The 18,801-nt window shown below is 64.7% G+C and carries 15 protein-coding genes and 2 pseudogenes; 6 read left to right on the plus strand and 11 right to left on the minus strand.

Going from position 1 to position 18,801, the window contains the following annotated elements; translation table 11 throughout:
* Position 1 precedes the first annotated feature (1 nt).
* Positions 2–437, minus strand: a pseudogene (locus tag Q0D31_RS02265) (4-oxalocrotonate tautomerase family protein).
* Between the two features lie 119 nt (positions 438–556).
* Between Q0D31_RS02265 and Q0D31_RS02270 the strand changes: the two are divergent.
* Together Q0D31_RS02270 and Q0D31_RS02275 are read left to right on the plus strand one after the other, a co-directional pair.
* Positions 557–1,439 (plus strand): annotated as a pseudogene (locus Q0D31_RS02270) (LysR family transcriptional regulator).
* A 57-nt stretch (positions 1,440–1,496) separates the two neighbouring features.
* Positions 1,497–3,020 carry an ATP-binding protein gene (locus Q0D31_RS02275; protein WP_291844148.1) on the plus strand — a complete coding sequence of 508 codons (1,524 nt, stop codon included), beginning with the start codon at positions 1,497–1,499 and terminating at the stop codon, positions 3,018–3,020.
* Between the two features lie 205 nt (positions 3,021–3,225).
* On the opposite strand, the gene Q0D31_RS02280 is transcribed toward Q0D31_RS02275, so the two are convergent.
* The 4 genes from Q0D31_RS02280 to Q0D31_RS02295 form a co-directional block, all read right to left on the minus strand.
* Positions 3,226–3,525, minus strand: coding sequence for an acylphosphatase (locus Q0D31_RS02280; protein WP_291844150.1), 300 nt, complete (start codon positions 3,523–3,525; stop codon positions 3,226–3,228).
* A gap of 2 nt (positions 3,526–3,527) precedes the next feature.
* The gene (locus tag Q0D31_RS02285) at positions 3,528–4,394 is read right to left on the minus strand and encodes an isocitrate lyase/PEP mutase family protein (protein ID WP_291844152.1); all 867 of its coding nucleotides are present in this window, start codon (positions 4,392–4,394) and stop codon (positions 3,528–3,530) included.
* A 164-nt stretch (positions 4,395–4,558) separates the two neighbouring features.
* Positions 4,559–6,574, minus strand: coding sequence for an acetyl/propionyl/methylcrotonyl-CoA carboxylase subunit alpha (locus Q0D31_RS02290; RefSeq protein WP_291844154.1), 2,016 nt, complete (start codon positions 6,572–6,574; stop codon positions 4,559–4,561).
* A gap of 152 nt (positions 6,575–6,726) precedes the next feature.
* Positions 6,727–6,936 (minus strand): hypothetical protein, encoded by a 210-nt coding sequence (locus Q0D31_RS02295; protein ID WP_291844156.1) that lies wholly within the window; start codon positions 6,934–6,936, stop codon positions 6,727–6,729.
* Between the two features lie 218 nt (positions 6,937–7,154).
* Here Q0D31_RS02295 and Q0D31_RS02300 point away from each other — a divergent pair, with 218 nt between their 5' ends.
* On the plus strand, positions 7,155–7,895 hold the full coding sequence (locus tag Q0D31_RS02300) for a thermonuclease family protein (protein WP_291846652.1): 741 nt from the start codon (positions 7,155–7,157) through the stop codon (positions 7,893–7,895).
* A gap of 55 nt (positions 7,896–7,950) precedes the next feature.
* Positions 7,951–10,398, plus strand: a complete 2,448-nt coding sequence (locus Q0D31_RS02305) for a PAS domain S-box protein (RefSeq protein WP_291844158.1) — start codon at positions 7,951–7,953, stop codon at positions 10,396–10,398.
* Between the two features lie 59 nt (positions 10,399–10,457).
* On the opposite strand, the gene Q0D31_RS02310 is transcribed toward Q0D31_RS02305, so the two are convergent.
* The 4 genes from Q0D31_RS02310 to Q0D31_RS02325 form a co-directional block, all read right to left on the minus strand.
* Complete coding sequence (locus Q0D31_RS02310; protein WP_291844160.1) at positions 10,458–10,991, minus strand: hypothetical protein; 534 nt, start codon at positions 10,989–10,991, stop codon at positions 10,458–10,460.
* 161 nt (positions 10,992–11,152) lie between these two features.
* Complete coding sequence (locus tag Q0D31_RS02315) at positions 11,153–11,410, minus strand: SemiSWEET family transporter (RefSeq protein WP_291844162.1); 258 nt, start codon at positions 11,408–11,410, stop codon at positions 11,153–11,155.
* Between the two features lie 241 nt (positions 11,411–11,651).
* On the minus strand, positions 11,652–11,855 hold the full coding sequence (locus Q0D31_RS02320; protein WP_291844164.1) for a hypothetical protein: 204 nt from the start codon (positions 11,853–11,855) through the stop codon (positions 11,652–11,654).
* Positions 11,856–13,124: 1,269 nt separating this feature from the next.
* Complete coding sequence (locus Q0D31_RS02325; protein ID WP_291844166.1) at positions 13,125–13,730, minus strand: hypothetical protein; 606 nt, start codon at positions 13,728–13,730, stop codon at positions 13,125–13,127.
* A gap of 375 nt (positions 13,731–14,105) precedes the next feature.
* Between Q0D31_RS02325 and Q0D31_RS02330 the strand changes: the two genes are divergently transcribed.
* A complete protein-coding gene (locus Q0D31_RS02330; protein WP_291844168.1) occupies positions 14,106–14,765 on the plus strand; it encodes a peroxiredoxin in 660 nt (219 codons plus the stop codon).
* 155 nt (positions 14,766–14,920) lie between these two features.
* Here Q0D31_RS02330 and Q0D31_RS02335 read toward each other — a convergent pair whose 3' ends face one another.
* Positions 14,921–15,322 (minus strand): DUF2177 family protein, encoded by a 402-nt coding sequence (locus tag Q0D31_RS02335; RefSeq protein WP_291844170.1) that lies wholly within the window; start codon positions 15,320–15,322, stop codon positions 14,921–14,923.
* 108 nt (positions 15,323–15,430) lie between these two features.
* Positions 15,431–17,167, minus strand: coding sequence for a methyl-accepting chemotaxis protein (locus Q0D31_RS02340; RefSeq protein ID WP_291844173.1), 1,737 nt, complete (start codon positions 17,165–17,167; stop codon positions 15,431–15,433).
* A gap of 106 nt (positions 17,168–17,273) precedes the next feature.
* On the opposite strand from Q0D31_RS02340, the gene Q0D31_RS02345 reads away from it, so the two are divergent.
* Positions 17,274–18,746: a deoxyribodipyrimidine photo-lyase gene (locus Q0D31_RS02345; protein ID WP_291844176.1), complete on the plus strand. Its 1,473-nt coding sequence runs from the start codon at positions 17,274–17,276 to the stop codon at positions 18,744–18,746.
* The last annotated feature ends 55 nt before the right edge of the window (positions 18,747–18,801 follow it).

The following is an 18,801-nucleotide window of genomic DNA, read 5'->3' on the forward strand; positions in this document are numbered from 1 at the left end:
ATCACGTCACGCCGCGCCCTTCGCGGGGGCTGACCCGGAGCTGGCCGGCGATGTAGCGTCGTTCCTGGGTCAGGCCGCCGAAGCCGTAGGCGTCGCCCTTCACCTCGTCGACATGGGCATAGCTCTCGTGGTGCAGCGGCCCGAGCAGTTCGCCAAACCGCTGAAAGACCGCGGCGAGATAGGCGGCTTTTTCGTCCTTGGTGTTGGTGCCTTCGCTGACATGGACGTCGAGCCAGAAGCTGGCGAGGTTCTGTTCGGCCAGCGACTTGCCGGCGGCGAACCAGTCGGCGGCATCGACCGACTTAACGATGACGGCGGTGACCTTGGGGTCCTTGCGCAGGATTCCGGGCGGTGAGATCGCTGACGGCCGAAGCGATCTCGGCTTTCAGCGACGGCACGCTGCGGGTGCTGGAATAGGTGACAGTGATGAGCGGCATGGTCATTTTCTCCTGTAGGTCGTGCGCCTCGATCGCGCCGGCGCCCAGTCTGGACCTGCTGCCATCATTTCGGTATCTTATTTATTGAGATATCAGTCATAACGAAAATTGATGATGGCATGAGCACGCTGGATATCGACACGGTGCAGGCCTTCCTGATGGTGGCGCACCTGCAAAGCTTTACCCGCACGGGCCGAAGCGCAGGGCACGACGCAGGCCGCCATCAGCATGAAGCTGCGGCGGCTGGAGACCCTGCTCGGCCGGCGGCTGGTCAAGCGCTCGCCGCGCGCGGTGGCGTTGACTGCCGAAGGCGCGGCATTCCTGCCGCACGCCCGCGCGCTGATGGCCGCACATGACCGCGCGCTGGCGGGCGAGAAGCCGGCGCGTCAGAATCTGTCGCTCGGGATCAGCGATCATGCCGGAGGGCCCGAGCTGGCGCTGCTGCTCGAGCGACTTCATGCGATTTCGCCGCAACTGACGCTCGCGGTGACGGTCGGCTTCTCCCGCGAGATCACCGACGCCTACGACGCCGGCAAACTCGATGCCGTGGTGGTGCGACAGGAAGGCAGCCGGCGCGGCGGCGAGACATTGGCCGTGGACGAATTCGGTTGGTTCGCCTCGACGCGGTTTGCCCGGGGCGCGGGCGAGCCCTTGCTGCTGGCGACGCTGGCGCCGCCCTGCGGCGTCCGCGCGGTCGCGGTCCGCGCGCTCGACAAGGCCGGAATCGCCTGGAGCGAGCGCTTTGTCGGCGGCGGCGTCGCCGCGGTGGCCGCGGCCGCATTGGCCGGACTGGCGGTCGCGCCGCTTGCCCGCCGTGTCGCGCCCGCCGGTCTCGTCGATATCGGGCCGGTGCAGCGACTGCCGAAGCTTGGCGCCTCAAAGGTGATGTTGCACTCGAAGGTCAGCGACCCCGCGAGGTTGGCGGCCCTACGCACCCTCGCCGCGACGTTCCGCGGCGTGGCCGCGTTCGGGGTAGCGGCCGTGTTGTCAAAAAAAAAGTGACCGCGGGTGGGAACCAACTGGTCCCTTACCCGTTGCCATACCCAACCGGGTCGCGGAATGCGCAGGAACGATCAAAAGCAAAGGGATCTGTTCGAAAGCGAACGTAATTTCAAACTTCTGGTTGAAGGTGTTGTTGACTACGCGCTTTACATGCTGGACCCTAGTGGGGTGGTTACGAGCTGGAATAGCGGCGGCCAGCGCATCAAGGGCTACGCGGCCACCGAAATCATCGGGCGGCACTTCTCCTGCTTTTATACTGAGGCCGACCGTGCCAACGGCAAGCCGCTCCGCGCTTTGGCGATTGCCAGGGAACAGGGCCGCTACGAGGAGGACGGCTGGCGCGTCCGCAAGGACGGCACGTTTTTCTGGGCCAGCGTCATCATCGACCCAATCTACGAGGACGGCAAGCTCGTCGGCTTCGCCAAGATCACCCGCGACATCACCGAGCGCTACGAGGCCCAGCTGAGGCTCCAGCAGATGCACGATCAGCTGGCCGAATCGCAACGGCTCGATGCGCTTGGTCAGTTGACCGGCGGCGTGGCGCACGATTTCAACAACCTGCTCATGATTATCAGCGGCAGCCTTCACACGCTGAGAAACGTGGCCGGAGACGCCCCCAAGGCCGCGCGGGCAGTATCGGCAATCGACGCGGCGATCCGGCGGGGTGCGGCCCTTACCGGCCAGTTACTGACGTTCGCCCGGCGCCAGCGCGTCAGCCCGCAGGCGGTCAATGTCACCGAACAGATCGAAGCGATGCGCGAGGTGCTCGACACTGGTGTCGGCGGCGCGATCACGCTGCAATTCGACATCGACCCGAAACTGTGGCTGACTATCGTCGATGTCGCGGAGTTGAAAACGGCGCTGGTCAACCTGGTCATGAACGCACGCGATGCCATGCCGGGCGGCGGCTCGATCACCGTTGCCGCACGTAACGAATTGCTTCACGAACACGCCCTTGCCGGCGAGTTTGTCAGCATCTCCGTCGAAGATACCGGTGTCGGCATCGCGCCGGACGTCCTTGGCAAGATATTCGAACCCTTTTTCACAACCAAGCCGATCGGCAAGGGCACCGGACTGGGTCTCTCGCAGGTTCACGGCTTCGCCCATCAAGCCGGCGGCACGGTCAGGGTGCGCAGCGACCTGGGTAAGGGAACGCGGATCACGATATTGCTGCCACGCAACCAACAAGCTACGCCGCAGGCCGAAGAAACCCAAGCCGTCGGAACCATCGCGAGCGGCATCGTGCTGCTGGTCGAGGACAACCCGGATGTCGCCGTCGCCAGCACCTGCCTGCTGGAACAGCTCGGTTATACGGTTCGCTGGGTGGATAGCGCCGAAGCGGCATTGAAAGAGATCGAGCGAAACGAAATAGATCTTGTGTTTTCCGATATCGTGATGCCCGGCAAGATGGACGGTCTTGGCCTTGCCCGCCATCTCAAGACAATCAGGCCAGGACTGCCGATCCTGCTGGTGAGCGGATACAGCGACGCCGCCATCAACGCCCATGGCGATTTTCCGATCCTGCGCAAGCCATATGAAATCCACCAGCTCAGCCAAGCGATCGCGAATTTGTCGAGATGACAGTCGTCGCCAGCAAATGAGGCCTTGCCTGGATGTACCCCCGCATGGCCGGCAGGCATGAGATATCACTCGACCAGACGAAGATCGTGATCGCCGCCAGGTGAGTTTCGGTGGGAGGAGCTTCCGGTGGCGGCCGGTGTTTACCTGCTTGTCGCCTCTTCCTCGAACCCGGACGCATCCAGGGTCCAGCGCCTACCATACGACATCAGATCGTCGGCAGTACCGAAAACCGCTCCCCTGCCCGCCGCAGGTTCAGCATTTCACGATCAGCCGACTGCTCCCGCACCTTCGAGACCCGTGCCGTTGAGGGTCCGCGCCGGCATGCCTCGATCATGGCTGCAACGGCCTCCGCACGGCCTGCGAACAGCGCCTCGACGCTGCCGTCGCTGCGGTTACGCACCCAGCCTTCGAGATCGTGCGCCCGCGCCGCGTGATCGACCCACGCCCGGTAGCCGACGCCCTGCACCCGGCCGGTGACCGCGACCTGGCGGATCGCCTCGGCCATCCCTACCGCTTCAGTCCAAGAAATTCGCCGCTGCGCGCCTTGACGTCGGTCTCCCGCATGACGCGGCCGGCGAGTTCGGCCGAAGCCAGGCCCTTGAGATTCTTCGGCGGAGTTCCCTCGCGCAGCGCCTTCAGCGTTTCGTAAACCGCCTGGGTGGCGGCGGCGAACGGCGCGTGGCCCTGCAGCGCGATCCGCACGCGCTGGCCGGCGAGATAATCGGGCGCGGCCATGTCCTCGGGCGCGCCGCCGAGCACGATCGGCAGCCGCGTCGCCGCCGCGATCGCTTCCAGTTCGCCGCGGCCCTTGATGCCGGTGAAGAACAGCGCATCTACACCTGCGGCCTCATACGCCCTCGCCCGCGCGATGGCGTCGTCGAGGCCGGCGATGCCGGCGGCGCCGGTCCGGCCCATGATCACCAGTGCGGGGTCGCCGCGGCCGTCAAGGGCTGCCTTCATCTTGCCGACGCCTTCCTCGAGCGGGATCAGTTGGGCGCCGGCCTGCCCAAACGCCTGCGGCAGCAGCGTGTCCTCGATGGTGAGCCCGGCGGCGCCCGCCGCCTCCAGCTCCTGCACGGTGCGGCGGACGTTGAGCGCGTTGCCATAGCCGTGATCGGCGTCGACCAGCACCGGCAGCCGCGCGGCGCGCGACATCCGCCGCATCTGCTCGGCCAGCTCTGTCAATGTGATCAGGGCGATGTCGGGATCGCCGAGCACGACCAGCGAGGCGACCGAGCCGCCGAACATGCCGAGTTCGAAACCAAGGTCTTCGGCGATGCGGATCGAGGTCGCGTCATACACCGATCCCGGCCGGACGCAGGCCGAGCCGTTGAGGATGGCGCGCAGTTTCTCTCGGCGTTGACGAAAAGCCATCAGGGTACCTCTTACTCACGTCATTCCGCTTACTCATGTCATTCCGGGGCGATGCAAAGCATCGAACCCGGAATCTCGAGATTCCGGGTCTGGTCCTTCGGACCATCCCGGAATGACGGGACTATTCCGGGTCAGATGCTACCCACCATCCCGGAATGACAGCGTTACGCAAACTCCAGGATCAGCGCGTCCACGGCGAGCGTCGCCCCGGCCGCGGCGTGGATCTTCTTCACGGTGCCGTCGCGCTCGGCGCGCAGCACGTTCTGCATCTTCATCGCCTCCACCACCGCCAGCGTCTCGCCGGATTTGACCTCCTGTCCCTCGCTCACGGCGATCGACACCACAAGGCCGGGCATCGGGCACAACAGCTTCTTGCCGGTGTCGGCCGCCGAGGTCACCGGCATCAGCCGCGCCGCCGCCGCCTCGCTTTCGGTGAAGACGTTGACCGGCACCTCATAACCCTGGTGCGCCAGGCGGATGCCGTTGGGGATCGCGCGCACCTGCATCGCCACCGGATGGCCGTCGATGGCGCCCTGCCAGACCGGCTCGCCCGGCTTCCAGTTCGAGACCAGATTGTGCGGATTGCCCGGCAGCCCATCGGCGCCGATGAAGCGCACGGCGATGCCGTCGGCCTCGCGCGCCACGTCGAGCGCGATCTCCGCGCGATCAAGCCACACCGCGCGGCGGCGCTCGCGCTGCACCAGCCGGCCGTTCATCTGTCCCGAGATCTGCCGCTTGCGCTCGCCCAGCACGTGGTCGATCGCGGCCGCCACCGCGGCCAGCCGCCGCGCGATCTCGCCTTCCGGCGGGCGCGCGAAAAACCCCTTCGGGAATTCCTCGGCGATGAAGCCGGTGGAAAGCCTGCCCTCGCGCCAGCGCGGATGGCTCATCAGCGCCGACAGGAACGGAATGTTGTGCCTGATACCGTCGATGTAAAACGCATCGAGGGCGGTTGATTGCGCCTCAATGGCGGCGGCCCGCGACGGCGCGTGGGTCACGAGCTTGGCGATCATCGGATCGTAGTGGATCGATATCTCGCCGCCCTCCTGCACGCCGGTGTCGTTGCGGACGGTGATGCCGTCATGGCTGGCCTCGGCGGGCGGGCGGTACTTCACCAGCCGGCCGATCGACGGCAGGAAGTTGCGGTAGGGATCCTCGGCATAGACGCGCGATTCCACCGCCCAGCCGGTCAGCGTCACGTCCTTCTGCGCCAGCTTGAGCTTCTCGCCGGCGGCGACCCGGATCATCTGCTCGACGAGGTCGATGCCGGTGACGAGTTCGGTAACGGGGTGTTCGACCTGCAGGCGGGTGTTCATTTCCAGGAAGAAGAAGCTCTTGTCCTGGCCGGCGACAAACTCGACGGTGCCGGCGGAATCGTAGTTGACGGCTTTCGCCAGCGCGACCGCCTGCTCGCCCATCTTGCGGCGGGTGGTCTCGTCAAGCAGCGGCGATGGCGCTTCCTCGATCACCTTCTGGTTTCGCCGCTGGATCGAGCATTCGCGCTCGCCGAGATAGATCACATTGCCATGCTTGTCGCCGAGCACCTGGATTTCGATGTGCCGGGGATCGACGATGAATTTCTCGATGAAGACGCGGTCGTCGCCGAACGAGGATTTGGCCTCGGCGGTGGCGAGGTTGAAGCCTTCGGCGACCTCGGCCTTCGAATGCGCGATCCGCATGCCCTTGCCGCCGCCGCCGGCGGAGGCCTTGATCATCACGGGGTAGCCGATCTGGTCGGCGATCGTGACCGCGTGCCTTTCGTCCTCGATGACGCCGAGATGTCCCGGCACCGTCGAGACCTTGGCTTTCGCGGCGGCCTTCTTGGATTCGATCTTGTCGCCCATCGCGGCGATGGCGCCGGGATTGGGGCCGATGAAGACGATGCCGACCTTCTCGAGCGCGCGCGGGAAAGCCTCGCGTTCCGACAGGAAGCCATAGCCGGGATGCACGGCTTCGGCCCCGCTCTCGCGGCAGGCCGCCACGATCTTGTCGATCGACAAATAGCTCTCGCTTGCCGCCGGCGGCCCGATCAGCACGGCGTCATCGGCCATTTCGACGTGCAGCGCGTCGCGGTCGGCCTCGGAATACACCGCTACCGTTTCAATTCCCATCCGGCGCGCAGTCTTGATGACCCGGCAGGCGATCTCGCCGCGATTTGCGATCAGAATTCTTTTGAACATGTTTTTTTTGCTTGCGCCTTGGGCTGTATCCTTGGGCAGGATCCTCACCCGCAATGTGACATGCGGGAACACCGGTAACAAACCCGTCGTACAGCAAAAATCGATGGAGGCAACCGGCTCGCATCGGCGGCCGCCGCCGGCCCCCCGGCCATTCAGCCGGAATAGGCGTTGAACCGGCCTCGCGCATAGGCGTGCGACACCGCCTTCATCAGTTCCCCGACCTCGGCTTCCAGATATTCGTTGGCCACCAGGAGGGCGCGGATTGTCGCCCGCGAATCGCCGCCACAGGCGGAAATGGCGTCGTCGATCGCGGCTTCCAGTTCGTCACTCGCGGCAGGCCTCGGGGTCGGAGCGCAGGTCATCACGTTTTCCAGATCGCATTGATGATTTATGTTCTCTTTTTGTTCGGGTGAAGTCAATGCATTGTTACGCCGAACGAAAAGTCACACAGGCAATTTCTCCGCTGCACCTTCCTCGCCGGTCAGCCGGCGGCGTCTTGGTTTGATCATGCGGAACTGCCATAGAAGTTGCGGCGGCGCGGAATGGATCTGACGTGAAACAATTTCAGTCTCGGTGCCTGCTGGTCGTGGCGCTGCTTTCGATCGTTGCGGCGAGCCAGGGCTGGGCCGCCGCGGGCACCGTCCGCAGCGGCGGCGCAATCCAGCTTGGCAGTGTCACCTACCGGCTCGACGGCGTCGACGTCCCGCCGATCGACCAGCTCTGCATCAACGAACACGCCGATGTCTGGACCTGCGGCATCGAGGCGCGCGATCAACTGGCGAAGATGATCGCCGGCAAGCAGGTGCGCTGCGACGATCTCGGCGCTGATCCCGCCTACCGTAAACGGCGCATCGGCGTGTGCCGGGTCGAGGGCGAAACCACGAGTCTCGGCCAGTTGCTCATCGGCATGGGATTCGCCCTGAATGCCGTGACGTCCGCCGCGCGCTTCAAGACGGACGAAGCCCGCGCCAGGGAAGCGCGCCAGGGAATGTGGAAAGGCTGCTTTGTCGCGCCGCGCGAGTTCCGCATCGGACGCACGGACGGCGTCCTGCTCGGCGCGGCCTGCAGCCCTGAACGCGACCGCGAAATTCGCAAGGCCTTGTTTCCCGAACATGCGGCGATGCCGCCAGGTTGCAACATCAAGGGCAAGTACGCCGTCCGCGCCCGCGTCACCGGGAACCGCGGCATTTATCATTTGCAAGCGTGCCGTTCTTACCCCGGCTTGACCGAGCCGGATCGATGGTTCTGCTCGGAGGAGGACGCTCAGGCGGACGGGTTCCGCCGCGCGTATAATTGCCGCGCGAATAGCAAGGGAAAATGAGACTGGCGAAGCTCGCGTGTCCTGTGAGAAACTTCGGCAAAGGTTGCCGGTACGCATGACTTCCAATAGTTCAAGCCTCGAGTCCGAAACCGCCGCCGAAGGATTGCGGGAACACCTGCAGGAAATTGCGCGCGAGCGCGATCGCGCCTATCGCGCCCTGGCCGAGCGCGAGGCCGAGTTGGCGCGGATCCAGCGCATCGGTCGGGTCGGCGGCGTCGAGGTCGACTTCCGCGAGGGCTTCAAGAACCGCCGCTCGCCGGAATATCTCATCATCCACGGCCTGCCGCCGGAAGCAGCCAACGAATCCCACGAAGCCTGGGTCAACCGGATCCACCCCGACGACCGCGAGCCCACGGTTAAACGGTTCCTGGACGCCCTTGCCGGGCGCGACGAAGATTATTCGGCGACCTATCGCATCGTGCGGCCGAACGACGGCCAGACGCGCTGGATTGACGTCGTCGCCAAGATCGAGCGCGACGCCGACGGACGGGCGCTTCGCCTGGTGGGCGCCCATATCGACGCCACCGACCGCATGCTGGCGCAGGAAAAACTGCGCGAAAGCGAGGAGCGCTTCCGCGCCATCGCCGACAGCGCGCCGATACCGATCTGGGTCACCCGTCTCGATCGCACCCGCTCGTTCGCCAACCGCGCCTATCTGGACTTCCTGGGGCTGCCGTTCGACCAGGCCGTCATGTTCGACTGGCGCAAGCGGGTACACCCGGACGACCTGCAGCGCATCCTGAAGGAGCAGGTCGCAGGCGAATCCTCCCTGAAGCCGTTCGTGCTGGAGGCCCGCTACGCGCGCGCTGACGGACAATGGCGATGGCTGCGTTCGGAATCCCAGCCGCGCTTTGATCCGACCGGCAAGCACATCGGCTTCATCGGCGTCGCGCTCGACGTCACCGCCGCCAAGCAGGCGGAAGTCGATCTGCGTCGGCTGAACGAGAGCCTCGAATTGCGGATCAGGGAACGAACGGCGCAACTGGAATCCAGCGAGGCGCAGATGCGCGCCATTTTCGAGACCAGCCATCAGTACCAGGCGCTGCTGGGCCGGGATGGCGACCTGCTGTACGCGAACAGGACCTCGCTGGCCGGAATCCGCAGCGAGGCCCATGAGGTGGTGGGCATGCGGTTCTGGCAAACGCCGTGGTTTTCCGGAACCGTAGGCATGCACGACGCGGTGCGCGACGCCTTCGCCGCCGTGATGCGGGGTGAGGAATTCCAGAGTGAGATGCTGCTGAATCTGCCGATCGGCGCCCGTCATTTCGACTTCACGATGCGCCCGCTGCGCGACCAGCACGGCGCCATCATCGGCGCGGTGCCCGAGGCGGTCGACATCACCGCGCGCCGCCACGGCGAGGAAGCGCTGCGTCAGTCGCAGAAGATGGAAGCGGTCGGACAATTGACCGGCGGGGTCGCCCACGACTTCAACAATCTGCTCACCATCATTCGTTCCGCGACCGATTTCCTGCGCCGCCGTGACTTGCCCGAAGAGCGACGCCGGCGCTACGTCGATGCGATCTCCGAGACCGTGGACCGTGCTTCCACCTTGACCGGTCAATTGCTGGCGTTTGCGCGCAGGCAGCCGCTGAAACCGCAGGTTTTCAATGTCGGCGCCCAGGTGGAAACCGTGGCGCAGTTGATGCGCCCGCTGGTCGGCGACCGGATCAGGATCGACGTCGAGATCGCCGACACCGACTGTTTTGCGATTGCCGATATCGCCCAATTCGAAACCGCCCTGATGAACCTCGCCGTCAACGGCCGCGATGCCATGGGCGGCCAGGGTAAGCTGGCCCTGCGCGTCAGGAAGGTGACGGCGATTCCCCCGCTTCGCGCCCAGCCCGCCCGCAGCGGCGACTTCGTCGCCGTCGACATGGCCGACACCGGCGTCGGCATCGCGCCGGAGTTGCGTGAAACCATCTTCGAGCCGTTCTTCACCACCAAGGAAGTCGGCAAGGGAACCGGCCTTGGCCTGAGCCAGGCCTTCGGCTTCGCCAAGCAGTCCGGGGGCGATATCGAGGTCGCCAGCGCGCCCGGACAGGGCGCGGCCTTCACGATCTACCTGCCACAGGCCACCAGGCCGCCGGAGGCAACTAGCGTGGCCGTGACCGGTCCCGAACCGGCCGCGCGGGGCCGCGGCTACCGCGTCCTGGTGGTCGAGGACAATGACGACGTCGGGCGGTTCTCCACCGAGCTGCTGGAAGACCTCGGATACACGGTCCGACGTGTGAGCAGCGCCGACGCCGCGCTCGCCATCCTTGCCGAGGACGGTTTTGCCGCCGACCTCGTGTTTACCGACGTCATCATGCCCGGCATGAACGGCGTCGAACTGGCCGGTATCCTCCGGCAGCGCTATCCCGGTCTGGCGGTGGTGCTGACCAGCGGCTACAGCGACGCGCTGGCGGAAAGCGCTGACCGCGGTTTTGAGCTGATCCAGAAGCCTTATTCGGTGGAATTGCTGTCGCGGGTTCTCAGGAAAGCGATTTCCAGGGCGCGCCCATAGGCCGATGGCGGCCCTCCGGGCCTCAGCGGAGCGGAATAGCAGGCGTAACAGCGACGAGATCAGGCGGTGGCGGCTTCCGCCATTTCATCTTCCTTCAGACTGCACTCGATCAACCCGCCGTCGACGGCGAAGGTCGAGAACGGCGATTGCTCCTTCGCAGTCTGTAGCGCGGCGAAAAACTGGGAATCGCCGGGGCTTTTCAGGAAGAAGCGGATGTGGCTCGCCAACATCGTGTCCCTGGACAGCCAGACAATACCGGAGAACAGCGCCACCATGGTCCGGGCATATTGGCCGACATCCGCAAGCCCCAGCTCGTAGATTGGCGATACCACGACAAACCGCGCGCGCAGGATCGGCGCGGGGTATTTGCTCATCATCAGCCGGCTGACCTGGCAGGCGGCGTGAACCCGCTCGCCGTCGGAGAGGCAGTACAGGCTGGGGTTATCGCCCTCCTTGGCGAGGCTGTCGTAAACCGAAAGGCATCCGGCCGAAAACGTGGAGAAGTCTTCGCCGACGCTTTCGGCGTCTTTCTTCCACTGGCCCTTGATGGTCCGCCACGACCGGTCCGGATCTTTCATTGGCAGGAGGCGCATGGCTGACCGGCGTCGATAAAGGAAGTGACCGCGGTCATTCTAGGCCGCGCGGCCTAACCATTTGTTTACGCCGATATCGGCGTGCCGGGTATTTGTACGGGCACCCCGCAAATTCTACCACTCCGTGCGAGATTCTGCGTTACTATCAATGGTTTGCAACACTAGCCGGCACGCAGTTTGCGGTAGAGCACGAAACCGGTGAGAGCGGCTCCGACCAGATTGGACGCCACGATGATCCAGTCCGCCTTGAAGACGCCATACGTAACCCACAGCGAAAGACCGATCGTCAGCGCCATCAGCGTGCGCAGTGAAAGGTCATCTGTCGGTTGACCGGCCCAGACCTTCTTGACCTGCGGAACGTAGGAAAGCGAACTCAGGAAGGCCGCGGTTGCGCCAATGAAGGTTTCGACGGGTGGCATGGCTTGGAGGGTCCGGCTAAGGCCCGGGTGACGTCCCCGGTGGTGGAATTCGAAGGGGAAGACGCTGCAAGAACTTTATCGTTCCTGAACGGGGAACCAGTTCGCAAAGCCGATGTTGATCAAGCCTCGGCGTTCCTCCCCGCGACGTCGAACTGAAGCCCCGCCGCGTATCCCGACCGGGATTGGCGGGGTTCTTTTTTGTTTGTGTGACTCAAAACCTTGTGGCTTCGCGAGCGCCGGTTCAACGCGCCTCGGGCTTCTGTCCGGGGGGATCGCCGCCCTGGTCCACTCGGCTGACCTGCTGGGCGCGCGCCTTGTCGCGCGGCTGCTCCTGACCCAGCGCGTCACGGACGATGCCCTGGTCATTGGCCGGCTTTGCTGCGTCGGGCTTTTCCGCCGGTGCGCCCTGCCCTTGTGCGGCGGATTTTTCGTCAGTCTGCTTCACCTGGAAACTCCTGTCACCAGACAACGGCGTCAGGCGAAAAGGTTTCCCTTTGCTGGGAAGCCGTGCCGGCCGTGAGCGCCTTGCGCATCAGTTGCATACCTCGCGCTGGCCGCTGCTGATTCCCCCTATCGTCCCGCCCATCACGATTCTGCACCCTTTTTGCACCGGTCTGCAGCCTCCCTGCCCGCAGATGATTTGTCCCGATGTCTGCGGCTGTTCAGGCGCAGTCGCTGCCTTTGCACGCTCTGACTTGTCACGCTTCGGCTCGTCCTGCCTCGCCGCCGCTGCCGCCGCTTGTCGGGCAAATCACTTCCACAGGCTGCTTCGCTGATCTGGCAACGGCGAAGCGAGGCAACAGGGTGCGACTCGTTGGCGCGACGGGCGACTCAGCAAACCCTGTCCAGCCCGTCGCGAAAAGATATTTGACTTTTCTGATAATCCGAAATACCCTATAAACCGCGGGTCTCTTCCCGACAAGAGGGGCGATCGCGCGTCGTCACGAACGTGGGAAGAGATGCGGTGGACGCAGGCAGCGCCGGCGCGCAAGGGGTTGCAGGGCGGATTTTCCGTGAGCGACTCGCGAGCGCGCGATACGAACGGCGATGGCTTGCGTACGGCAAAAGCGTGTGGTCCTGGCAACCCGTGGCTGGTGTCAAGCTGGCGGAGATTGCGAAAGCCCGACCGGGCTTTTCGCAATCGTCAATTCGCCGGCGATGGAGGCAAGACGAATTCGTCTCCAGGGAGAGCGCGCCATAAGCCGTCAACCCATTGCGCAGGGAATGCCGGCGTGCCCCGGCTGTACCTGTATGCTCGTGTGCGCCCTTTTTCGCATTATTGCACACGAGACCGCGGGTGCAGCAAGCACCCGGCATTCCCTGCTCCCTCTTTGGGGGGAGACGAAGTTCAACCACAGCAAACCTCGGGCGCAACACGCCGCGAGAACGCGAACGCATACTCAGTCGTCGTCACCCGCGAAGGCGGGTGATCCAGTATTCCAGAGGCAGTCGTGATTGAACCGATAAGCCGCGGCGTACTGGATACCCCGCCTGCGCGGGGTATGACGATCCGATATGCGGCGATTGCTTTGACGATCCGCGGAGTGGCGATTGCTCCGCGCCTGTCATCGGGCGCGCATTCGCGCGACCCGGTGGCTCAGCGCAAGCCTCGTAGGATGGGTGGAGCGCAGCGATACCCATCATGACCGCCACAAGCGATGATGGTATCGCTGCGCTCCACCCATCCTGCAAAAAGAACGATCGCCGGATGAACCTACATCATCCCCATATCAAGCACGCCCGGCAGCTGCGCCAGGGGCAAGGCGGCGACGCCGAGCAGCATGGCGACTAGCGTCGCCAGCCGATGGTTGCCGCGGCGCTTGCCGCGCATCTGGCCGGCGATCCATTCCAGGACCTGGGCATCGATGTGGGCAGCCCTGGCCGGGGCCCAGCTCTCGATGTCGGTGTCGGGCGACAGCGCCACCGTGCGCGGCGGCACCGGCAAACCGGACTCGGCGGCCGCATGATGGGCGACCGCCTTGGCCAAGAGGTCATCGAAGCGGCCATCGTCGCTGCGCTCGGCCGCAGCGTCGTTGATTTCGAACAGCGCCTCGATCTCGGCGCGGCTGACCGACTGATGCTCGACCGCGCTGGCGGTGAGGATGCGCGCGCACCAGGCGGCGTCATCGGCGTCGAGCGCGCGGGAAAAGTGGATGCGCCCGCGCGTGGTGGGGCCCTCGCCTGTGATCACGCCATCGCGGACAATGGTGAGCGCGTGAGCGGCTGTGTTGCGGCAGGATGGTTGGGGAATGTCAGGTGTTTCGACAGGCTTGATTTCAGCAGGCTTGACTTCAACAGGCTTGGCAGTGGCGGCAGACATCGTTGCACTTCTCAATTCTTCATTTCAGGGTCCAGCATTTCCATGCCGGGGATGAACGACCGGTTAACGAATCGACATTCGCCTTTCGGCACTCTCATATCGTTGCCGATCAGCCGCAGTCACTTCCATCCACGCAGCGGCGGCAAAACGGCCGCGGTTGATGCAGGCCATAAGCGGCCAAATCGGGGCAGGCTGCCGGCCTCTCGCCGATGCGATTTTTTCGTCACGAGGACGCAGATTGCAACAAGTGTCCTGAGTTCCATTCTTTCGGAGAATGATTTCACCTTTTTGTTGAACAGGTTTCCTCAATCCCGACCTGACCATATATTCGCTCTCACGAATTCCTCTGTATCCAGAACAAGATGAGAAAGTATCATGACGCTCCAGATTGGCGCCCTCGCCCCTGACTTCGAGGCCGAAACCACCGAGGGAAGAATCAAGTTCCACGACTGGATCGGCAACAGCTGGGCGATGTTGTTTTCGCATCCGAAGGATTTCACGCCGGTGTGCACCACCGAGCTCGGCGCTCTCGCAAAGTTGAAGCTGGAATTCGACAAGCGCGGCGTCAAGCTGATCGGGCTGAGCGTCGATCCCGTCGACAAGCACGCGAAATGGTCGGAGGACATCAGGGAGACGCAGGGCGCGGCGCCGAACTATCCGATGATCGGCGACACCGATTTCAACGTGTCGAAACTGTATGACATGCTGCCGGCGTCCACCTCAGGCGATCCGGCCGCGCGTACCGCCGCCGACAACATGACCGTGCGCAACGTCTTCATCATCGGGCCGGACAAGAAGATCAAGCTGGTGCTGGTCTATCCGATGACGACGGGACGCAACTTCCAGGAGATACTGCGCGTGATCGATTCGCTGCAGATGACGGCCAAGCACCGCGTCGCGACGCCGGCCGACTGGAAACAGGGCGAGGACGTCATCATCGCGGGTTCGGTCAGCGACGACGAGGCCAGGACGATCTATCCGGCCGGCTGGAAGGCGCCGAAGCCGTATCTGAGGATCGTGCCGCAGCCGAAGTGACGGCTGCGATTACGAAGCGATCGAAGCCGTCATCCCGGAATGGTCCGAAGGACCATATCGCAGATGCGCGATTGCGCATCGGGGGATCTCGAGATTCTCGGGTGCGCAATTGCGCACCATAGTTCGATGCTGCGCATCGCCCCGGAATGACAGCCTCAGCCCCTCGGCACCAGCCAGTTCGCCAGCAGCAATCCGGCGGTCGACGACACCGCAGTCACGAACGAGCCCCAGGCGATGTCGACGACGACCACCGCCCAGCTCCAGTTCTTCAGCATCGCCATCGAGGTGAGCTCGAAGGTCGAATAGCAGAAGAAGCCGAACAGCGCGCCATAGAGCAGCGTCGACTGCCAGCTGGCGCCTGCCCCGCCGCTGACGAAAACCAGGATACCGGAGACATAGATCAGATAGAACAGCACTGCCGGCAACAGCCTGATGTCGCCCAGCATGCTCCCGACCTGCGAGAAGAAGAAGTCCTTGGCAAGGACGCCGAGGAACAGAAAATCGATCGGAATCAGAACGAGCAGCGTCAGCACGTAGAGCACGGCGTATCGGTTCACAGTGTCCTCCAAGGCCGCATGCCAGGGGCGATCATGCGCAATACCGAGGAAGATACGAACCGACGGGCCCCCGGTTTCACCGGGAGCCTCGGTGCCGTCACCGCGCGATCAGGCCGCGCGGACGCGGTGGAGGAACTTGTCGACCTCGGCCTTCAGGTGCAGGCTCTCGCTCGACAGGTTCTGGGCGGATTCGAACATCCGGTTCGATGTCTTGCCGGTCTCCTCGGCGCCCTGCGCCGCGTCGCGGATGGTAACGGCGACGTCAGCCGTTCCGCTCGCAGCCGCCCGGACGCTCTCGGCGATGTTCTGGGTCGCGCCGCGCTGCTGCTCGACCGCCGCCGAAATCGAGGTTGCGATATCGCTGATCCGTTCGATGGTCTGGCCGATCGCCTTGATCGCGCTGACCGACTCCCGGGTCGCAGACTGCATGTTGCCGATCTGGCTGGAGATCTCCTCGGTCGCCTTCGCGGTCTGGCCGGCGAGGCTCTTGACCTCCTGCGCCACCACGGCAAAACCGCGGCCCGCTTCCCCGGCCCGCGCTGCCTCGATGGTGGCGTTCAGCGCCAGAAGATTGGTCTGCTCCGCGATCGAGGTGATGAGCTTCACCACGTCGCCGATCCGCGCGCCGGCTTCCGACAAGTCGTTGATGCGCTGGTCGGTGGCGGTGGCCTGCTTGACCGCGTCGGCCGCGATTCCGTTCGATTCCTGGACCCGGCGGGTGATTTCCACGATCGAGTTGGAAAGCTCGTCGCACGCGGTCGCCGCGGTGCGGACGTGTTCGGACGCGGTCTCCGAAGCGCCGGCCGACTTCCCCGACAGGCCGGCGGTGGCGCGTGCGGCTTCGGTCAGCTGTCGCGCCACGCGTTCGAATTCCCCGGATGCGTTCAGCACTTTTTCGATGATGCCGCCAACGCCGGTCTGGAACTCGTCGACGAACCCGCGCAGCTCCGATTTGCGCTGCTCGGCGGCGGCCGCAGCGGCGGCGGTCTGCTCGTCGCGCATCCGGCGGCGTTCGATCGAGTTGCTCTTGAACACAGCGATGGTCCGCGCGATCTCGCCGATCTCGTCCTTTCGGTCATGATAATCGATCGCCACGTCGGTGTTGCCGTCGGCGATTGCCGTAAGCGACGCCGTGACCGAGCCCAGCGGCTTGGTCACGCGGCGCACGATCAGCATGGTGAGAACCATGACCAGCAGCGCGGCGACGCCGGCCGCGATGGCCATATTCCAGATCGCCTGCGACAGCATCGCCTCGAACTGCGCGATCGGAATTCCGACATAGAGCAGGCCGATCACTTTTCCGGCCGGATTCAGGATGGGATAGTAAGCCGTCATGAACGACCTGCCGAACAGCGTCGCCGGCCCCTTGTAGGGCTCGCCGCGGCGCACGAAGGGCTGAGCGGGATGGTCGGCGGCGAGCTGGGTGCCGACCGCGCGGTCGCCGTTCTCCTTTTTGACGTTGGTGGTGCGGCGGATGTACTGGTTGCTGGCCTCGTCATGAACGAACAGGGTCGCGTTGCCGCCGGCATAACCGACCGCGCGATCGACGATCGCGTGGTCCTTGAACTCCGGCATGCGCGGGATTTCAGCGCGGACGACCTGGCCATCCTTCACGACGATCTTGGCATCGCCGTGGGTCTCGGCAAACGCCAGGCCCAGCGTGCGCAGATTGCCCTCGATGTCATGCAGCGCCCTGGCGCCGAACTCCGTGGTCAGCGACCAGTGTGCCGCTCCCACCACCAGCGCGGTATTTACTCCGATCAGGAATATGGCGCAGAAAACAGCCTTGGTCCCGAGCTTAAGCTGCAGCGCAGGTACAAACTTTCCGATGGACAACGTAGCCATAGCGGCGAATCCCCCCAAGAAGCGCGCTCAATCTGACATTCGTTGATTACAAACGGATTAATTTCACAACCCTAGGTTCGAACCGATCGATGGAGACCGTTTGCGCATGACCGCCAGCCGCCCCGCCATCGTCTGGTACCGCGATGACCTCCGCCTGTCCGACCACCCCGCCCTGCACGCGGCGTCCAAGGCCGGCGGGCCGGTTATCTGTCTCTACGTGCTCGACGAAGGTAGCCGGGCGACCTGGGCGGCGGGAGCCCGACCGCCTGGGGGCGCGGCCCGCTGGTGGCTGGCGCAGTCGCTGCGCGCCTTGCAGGCAAGCTTGCGCGCGCGCGGCGCGTCGCTGGTGTTACGAAACGGCGCTGCCACCGAAATCATCCCCACGCTGGCCCGCGAAACAGGCGCCGGCGCGGTGTTCTGGAACGAAATCGCCCAGGCGCCGCACCGGGCGATCGAGGATCAGATCGCTGCGTCGCTCGGCGAGATCGGCGTGATCGCACACGGGTTTCCTGGCGATCTCCTCGCGACCCCGAACCAGATCCGCAGCAAGGAGACCCGGGGCTTGCGGGTGTTCACGCCGTTCTGGCGGCGGGTGCAGGCGCTCGGCGATCCGCCGCAGCCGCTACCGGCGCCGAGGACGCTGACCGGCGCTGCGACCCTGGCAAGCGATCTGCTCGAAAGCTGGGGCCTTGAACCGGCGAGGCCGGACTGGGCCGGCGGCTTGCGCCAAACCTGGCGGCCGGGCGAGGCGTCGGCGCAGGCCCGCCTCAAGGCGTTCCTGGCTGAAGGCATCTTCGGCTATTCCGGCGATCGCGACCGGCCCGACCGCGACGGCACCTCGCGGCTTTCCCCGCACCTTCGCTTCGGCGAAATCAGCCCGCGACAGGTCTGGCACGCCGCGCGCTTTGCCGCGGCCGAGCGCCCTCGCCTGTCGGCCGACATCGACAAATTCCTCAGCGAACTCGGCTGGCGCGAGTTCTGCCGGCATCTGCTGTTCGACGTCCCTGACCTTGCCACGCGCAACCTGCAGCCGGCCTTTGACGATTTTCCCTGGAAGGACGATGCCAGGGCATTGCAGGCCTGGCAGCGCGGCCGGACCGGCTACCCGATCGTCGATGCCGGGATGCGGCAACTCTGGCACACCGGCGTGATGCACAACCGGGTGCGGATGGTGGTGGCCTCGTTCCTGGTCAAGCATCTGCTGATCGACTGGCGCTGCGGCGAGCAATGGTTCTGGGATACGCTGGTCGACGCCGATCCCGGCAGCAACCCCGCGAACTGGCAGTGGGTGGCCGGCTCGGGCGCAGACGCAGCACCCTACTTCCGCGTCTTCAATCCGATCCTGCAGGGCAAGAAGTTCGATCCCGACGGCGCCTATGTCAGGCTCTGGGTGCCGGAGTTGCAGCGACTGCCCGATCAACTGATCCACCAGCCATGGACGGCATCCCCACTCGAGCTCGCAAGCGCGGGCGTTCGACTCGGCGCGACCTATCCACACCCGATCGTCGATCACAAGGCGGGACGCGAACGCGCGCTCGCGGCCTACGCGACCATCCGCGGCAAGGGATCGGACGCATGAGCGCAACCGCCAATCCCCGGATTTGCAATGCCCGGCCGGCAGGTTCGAAACGGAC

Origin of the sequence: Bradyrhizobium sp. (genome assembly GCF_022844465.1) — a bacterium.
In the GTDB taxonomy this organism is placed as follows: Bacteria; Pseudomonadota; Alphaproteobacteria; order Rhizobiales; family Xanthobacteraceae; genus Bradyrhizobium.

Coding starts and splice junctions, on each gene's coding strand:
- Q0D31_RS02330 (WP_291844168.1), top strand. CDS start 14,106: ATGACGCTCCAGATTGGCGCCCTCGCCCCTGACTTCGAGGCCGAAACC.
- Q0D31_RS02280 (WP_291844150.1), bottom strand. CDS start 3,525: ATGGCCGAGGCGATCCGCCAGGTCGCGGTCACCGGCCGGGTGCAGGGC.
- Q0D31_RS02295 (WP_291844156.1), bottom strand. CDS start 6,936: ATGACCTGCGCTCCGACCCCGAGGCCTGCCGCGAGTGACGAACTGGAA.
- Q0D31_RS02345 (WP_291844176.1), top strand. CDS start 17,274: ATGACCGCCAGCCGCCCCGCCATCGTCTGGTACCGCGATGACCTCCGC.
- Q0D31_RS02310 (WP_291844160.1), bottom strand. CDS start 10,991: ATGCGCCTCCTGCCAATGAAAGATCCGGACCGGTCGTGGCGGACCATC.
- Q0D31_RS02340 (WP_291844173.1), bottom strand. CDS start 17,167: ATGGCTACGTTGTCCATCGGAAAGTTTGTACCTGCGCTGCAGCTTAAG.
- Q0D31_RS02305 (WP_291844158.1), top strand. CDS start 7,951: ATGACTTCCAATAGTTCAAGCCTCGAGTCCGAAACCGCCGCCGAAGGA.
- Q0D31_RS02315 (WP_291844162.1), bottom strand. CDS start 11,410: ATGCCACCCGTCGAAACCTTCATTGGCGCAACCGCGGCCTTCCTGAGT.
- Q0D31_RS02290 (WP_291844154.1), bottom strand. CDS start 6,574: ATGTTCAAAAGAATTCTGATCGCAAATCGCGGCGAGATCGCCTGCCGG.
- Q0D31_RS02275 (WP_291844148.1), top strand. CDS start 1,497: ATGCGCAGGAACGATCAAAAGCAAAGGGATCTGTTCGAAAGCGAACGT.
- Q0D31_RS02285 (WP_291844152.1), bottom strand. CDS start 4,394: ATGGCTTTTCGTCAACGCCGAGAGAAACTGCGCGCCATCCTCAACGGC.
- Q0D31_RS02325 (WP_291844166.1), bottom strand. CDS start 13,730: ATGTCTGCCGCCACTGCCAAGCCTGTTGAAGTCAAGCCTGCTGAAATC.